We start from the raw sequence: 4,427 nt of genomic DNA on the forward strand, positions 1-4,427 counted from the left end.
CCGGCGCTCTGGGAGCCGCCCCCGATCCCACGCTCCGGCCCCACTGGCGGGTCCACTTCGTGGTCGCGGACGTCGGGGCGTGCGTCCGGGCCGCCGAACGCCACGGCGGCAGCGTGCTGTCCAAGGGCAGCGACGAGGCCCTGCTGCGCGACCCCGACGGCGCGCTGTTCACAGTGACCTCGCGCCGCGAGCGCTGACCCTCACCCGGCCGTGCGGGCGGGCCGGGTCAGCAGCACCAGGCTGCGCGCCTCGACCGTCATCTCCGTACCCGCCTTGTGCTCCGCCTCGTCGGGCTCGCCCTGGGCCTCAGCAGTGTCGACGAGGGTCGTCCAGCGCTCGCCGTAACTCAGGTCGGGCAGCAGGAACTCCACCGGCTCCCAATGGCTGTTGAGGAGCAGCAAGAAGGAGTCGTCGACCACCGGCCGCCCGGTCGGGTCGGGTTCGGCGATGGCGTCGCCGCTGAGGAAGACGCCGACGGAGTGCGCGTCTGCGCGCTGCCAGTCCTCCTCGGTCATCTCGCGTCCGTCCGGCGCCAGCCACACCAGGTCGGGCAGCGGCTGATCGGGATGCGTCTCGGTCTCGCCGCGGAAGAACCGCCGCCTGCGCAGTACGGGGTGGGCGGCGCGCAGCCCGATGACGTACCGCGTGAAGTCGGCGAGGTCGCGCTGCTCGTCGGTCAACCGCCAGTCGATCCAGGAGACTTCGCTGTCCTGGCAGTAGGCGTTGTTGTTGCCGCGCTGGGTGCGGCCCAGTTCGTCGCCGTGGCAGAGCATGGGGATGCCCTGGGAGAGCAGCAGGGTGGCCAGCAGGTTGCGCTGCTGGCGGGCGCGCAGGTCGAGGACGCCCGGGTCGTCGCTCTCGCCCTCGACACCGCAGTTCCACGAGCGGTTGTCGCTCTCACCGTCCCGATTGCCCTCGCCGTTGGCCTCGTTGTGCTTGTCGTTGTACGACACGAGGTCGCGCAGGGTGAAACCGTCGTGCGCGGTGACGAAGTTGACGCTGGCGCGCGGGCGGCGCCGGCTGTGCTGGTACAGGTCGGAGGAGCCGGTCAGGCGGGAGGCGAACTCGCCGAGCGTGTGCGGCTCGGCGCGCCAGAAGTCCCGCACGGTGTCCCGGTACTTGCCGTTCCACTCCGACCACAGCTGCGGGAAGTTGCCCACCTGGTAGCCGCCCTCCCCCACGTCCCAGGGCTCGGCGATCAGCTTGACGCGGCTGATCACCGGGTCCTGCTGGATGAGGTCGAAGAACGCGGAGAGCCGGTCCACCTCGTGGAACTGCCGGGCCAGGGTGGCCGCGAGGTCGAAGCGGAAGCCGTCGACATGCATCTCGGTGACCCAGTACCGCAGCGAGTCCATGATCAGCTGGAGTACGTAAGGGTGCCGCATCAGCAGGCTGTTGCCGGTCCCGGTGGTGTCGTAGTAGTGGCCCCAGTCGCCGTCCACCAGGCGGTAGTACGAGGCGTTGTCGATGCCCCGGAAGGAGAGGGTGGGGCCCTTCTCGTTGCCCTCGGCGGTGTGGTTGTAGACGACGTCCAGGATCACTTCGAGGCCGGCCGCGTGCAGCGCCTTGACCATCGACTTGAACTCGGTGACCTGCCCGCCCCGACTGCCTTGTGCGGCATAGGAGTTGTGCGGAGCGAAGAAGCCGATGGTGTTGTAGCCCCAGTAGTTGGACAGGCCGCGGTCCTTGAGGACGCCGTCCTGCACGTACTGGTGGACCGGCATCAGCTCCACCGCCGTCACCCCGAGCGAGGTGAGGTGCTCGACGATCGCGGGGTGCGCCAATCCGGCGTAGGTGCCGCGCAGTTCGGCGGGGACCTCGGGGTGGGTGCGGGTCAGACCGCGGACGTGGGCTTCGTAGATCACCGTCTCGGCGTACGACCGGCTCGGCGGGCGGTCGTCGCCCCAGTCGAAGGCCGGGTCCGTGACCACTCCGAGCATGGTGTGCCCGGCACTGTCGGCCGGCGAGGGGCCGTCCGGTGAGCGCTCGAAGAGCGAGGCATGGCTGTCGATCTGGCCGTCCACCGCTCTCGTGTACGGGTCGAGGAGCAGCTTCGCCGGATTGCAGCGGTGGCCCGACTCGGGGTGCCAGGGGCCGTGCACGCGGTAGCCGTAGCGCTGACCCGGGCCGACGCCGGGCAGATAGCAGTGCCAGACGAAGCCGTCGGCCTCGGTGATCTCGACGCGCCGCTCGGTGCCGTCGTCGTCCACGAGGACCAGCTCGACGCGCTCGGCGACCTCGCTGAACAACGCGAAGTTGGTGCCCTTCCCGTCGAACTCGGCGCCCAACGGGTAGGGGCGCCCGCTCCAGACGGGCGCCCCTGCCGTGCGACGGTTCCTCCGGGTCACCGGGCGGCTTCCAGAGGACCGTTCGCCGGCGGAGCCAGGGCCTCGGCGGGCACCTCGCGCGGCACTTGGCGCACCGCGCGAAGACTCGGCGACGGGGCCGTCGGCACCAGGGGGACGCGCCCGCCGGCGCGGGCCCGCTGCGAGAACCAGATGACCCTGCTGCCGGCGTCGGTGGCGCAGCAGCCCCACCCGTCGCTCATCGCGGCGATGCGCCGCAGACAGGACCGCAGTTCCTGGTCCGGGCGCAGCTCACTGTCGTGGTCGCCGATGGCCGTGATCAGATGCTGGCCGTTCCACCACATCTCGATCGAGGTGTTCTTGTCGCTCGCGTGCTCGTCGATGGCCTTCAGCAGCAGCTCGGCGCCACGGCAGACGGGCTCCACCAACGTCTCCAGATCCCAGAGCCGCAAGTGCGCGGCCAGAATCCGCCGAACCTGTCCGACCCGCTCCGGGCCGACTTCCACATCGAGGTGGTAGTAGCAGGGGACTGCGGTCTTCATCGTCGTTCGCTCCTCACCGGCGAAGCTGCGGCTCCGCACCGTCCCCGCGGGACGGGCCCCGAACACGAAGGGTGAGCATTGATCGCTCCTGAGTCACCTCAAGAGTGGGAGAGCTACGCCATTCGTGCAACACGAGCGAACTCCTGAGAGCGCACATAGCCACATACGAGCCACATCTCCGTTAGTTGAAGATCCAACAAGACGCAGAGTCGCCGTCCGTGCACCATGTGTGAAGACATCGATGCCCGCAACGGGCCCGCGCGTGTCCGCGCGCGGCCGCCGCCCGACGGTCGGGAACGCGCGATCGAGCCCGGAAGGTGAACGGCGCCATGCTGCTACCTGCCAAAGCGGAAGTCGCCCGCCAACTGAGGCGGTACCGGATCTGGGAGCGCGCGATGCTCGCGTCCCCCGCCGACCGCACCGTACGGGCCACCTTCGAGGACGCGGGCTACACCTTGTGCGTGCTGCTGGGCAAGCGCTGCGCCCGCGAGGCCGCGGAGGCCGCCGAGCGCTATCTGCGCACGACACTGGTGGCCTACCTCCGGGACCAGGATCTGCGCGTGAGCATGACCGCCCGACACGGACCCCCGGCCGCGGACCTGCCGTCCCCCGCGGGGCGGTAACCGCCCACCGGCGCAGCCTTTCATCCCCCGCCGGGCCTCGGGCCCGGCCCGAGCACGGCGGAGGTGACACCCATGAGCCCGATCCCGGCCATCGGCCGCATCCCGGTACGCGACGTCCGACCGATCGTCGAGTACGGCAGACGCCCGGCGAAAGCGGTGGCCGGCGAGTCGTTCCAGGTGTCGGCCACCGTGTTCCGCGAGGGCCACGACGCGGTCGCCGCGAACGTCGTCCTCACCGACCCGAACGGCCGCCCGGGCCCGTGGACGCCGATGCGCGAACTCACCCCGGGCTCGGACCGCTGGGCCGCCGAGGTGACACCCACCGCCGTCGGCCACTGGACCTATCAGGTCGAGGCGTGGAGCGACCCACTCGCCACCTGGCGGCACCACGCCCGCATCAAGATCCCGGCCGGCATCGACACCGGCCTGGTCCTGGAGGACGGCGCCGCCCTCTTCGAGCGGGCGGCCGCCGGCGTCCCCGAAGGAGCGGCGCGTACGAAGGTGCTCGCGGCGGCGAAGACCCTGCTCGACGACTCACTCCCGGTCGAGGCCCGTTTGGCGGCGGGTCTGACGCCGGAGGTGGACGCGGTCCTGGCCGCACATCCGCTGCGGGAGTTCGTCACCGCCGCCGACCCGCTGCCGTTGCTGGTGGAGCGGGAACGGGCGTTGTACGGCGCCTGGTACGAGTTCTTCCCCCGCTCGGAGGGCACCCCCGAGCAGCCGCACGGCACGTTCCGCACCGCCGCCCGCCGCCTCCCGGAGATCGCGGCGATGGGCTTCGACGTGCTCTACCTGCCGCCGATCCATCCGATCGGGACGACGTTCCGCAAGGGCCGCAACAACACCCTCTCCGCCGGCCCGGAGGACGTGGGTGTGCCGTGGGCGATCGGTTCGCCGGAGGGCGGGCACGACGCGGTGCACCCGCAGTTGGGCACGATCGAGGACTTCGCCTGGTT

The 4,427-nt window shown here is 70.8% G+C and carries 5 protein-coding genes; 3 read left to right on the forward strand and 2 right to left on the reverse strand.

The features are described 5' to 3' along the window. Positions 1 to 197 (forward strand): VOC family protein (locus ACWDR3_RS47240; RefSeq protein ID WP_450358871.1); only part of this gene is annotated, 197 nt, incomplete at its 5' end. A 3-nt stretch (positions 198 to 200) separates the two neighbouring features. Here the strand turns inward: ACWDR3_RS47240 and glgX are convergent. Together glgX and ACWDR3_RS47250 are read right to left on the reverse strand one after the other, a co-directional pair. Next, positions 201 to 2,348, reverse strand: coding sequence for a glycogen debranching protein GlgX (glgX, locus tag ACWDR3_RS47245; protein ID WP_450358872.1), 2,148 nt, complete (start codon positions 2,346 to 2,348; stop codon positions 201 to 203). Then, positions 2,345 to 2,848 carry a pep a2 gene (locus ACWDR3_RS47250; RefSeq protein WP_450358873.1) on the reverse strand — a complete coding sequence of 168 codons (504 nt, stop codon included), beginning with the start codon at positions 2,846 to 2,848 and terminating at the stop codon, positions 2,345 to 2,347. The genes glgX and ACWDR3_RS47250 overlap by 4 nt, the downstream gene beginning before the upstream one ends. Positions 2,849 to 3,177: 329 nt before the next feature. Between ACWDR3_RS47250 and ACWDR3_RS47255 the strand changes: the two genes are divergently transcribed. Beyond that, positions 3,178 to 3,471: a DUF5133 domain-containing protein gene (locus ACWDR3_RS47255; protein ID WP_450358874.1), complete on the forward strand. Its 294-nt coding sequence runs from the start codon at positions 3,178 to 3,180 to the stop codon at positions 3,469 to 3,471. A gap of 72 nt (positions 3,472 to 3,543) precedes the next feature. Further along, the coding region (locus ACWDR3_RS47260) for a maltotransferase domain-containing protein (RefSeq protein WP_450358875.1) at positions 3,544 to 4,427 on the forward strand (884 nt) is incomplete at its 3' end.

Source organism: Streptomyces sp. NPDC001002 (genome assembly GCF_053599215.1).

Excerpts from the sequence above, each read along its gene's own strand:
- ACWDR3_RS47250 (WP_450358873.1), bottom strand. The coding sequence starts at position 2,848 with ATGAAGACCGCAGTCCCCTGCTACTACCACCTCGATGTGGAAGTCGGC.
- ACWDR3_RS47255 (WP_450358874.1), top strand. The coding sequence starts at position 3,178 with ATGCTGCTACCTGCCAAAGCGGAAGTCGCCCGCCAACTGAGGCGGTAC.